Annotated in this window: 1 pseudogene; it reads left to right on the top strand. The window is 46.9% G+C overall.

What is annotated here, in order from left to right:
- A pseudogene (locus tag AB4585_RS27150) lies at window positions 1-371 on the top strand (1-deoxy-D-xylulose-5-phosphate reductoisomerase); the annotation flags it as partial.

Raw genomic sequence — 371 nt, 5'->3', positions numbered from 1 at the left:
GTGATATAGATAGCTTAGCCTCGGTAACGCCAGAGCAAGCTATTGCCCACCCCAACTGGTCTATGGGTCCAAAGATCTCGGTAGATTCTGCCAGCATGATGAATAAAGGCCTAGAATATATAGAGGCTCGCTGGTTGTTTAATGCCAACAAAGATCGTCTGCAAGTGGTTATTCATCCTCAATCTGTTATTCATTCAATGGTGCAGTACACCGATGGCTCGACACTTGCACAGATGGGCGAGCCCGATATGTGTACGCCAATAGCCTTGACGCTTTCTTATCCACAGCGCGTAGAAGCGGGTGTTAAGCCCTTAGACTTCACTGAGATGGGAGAGTTGACCTTTATCAAACCAGATTTTGCTAGATATCCG

The sequence above is a fragment of the Vibrio sp. 10N.222.49.C9 genome (assembly GCF_041474985.1).
GTDB classification, from domain to species: Bacteria; Pseudomonadota; Gammaproteobacteria; order Enterobacterales; family Vibrionaceae; genus Vibrio; species Vibrio crassostreae_C.
This window is presented reverse-complemented; position numbering and strand designations above follow the sequence as displayed.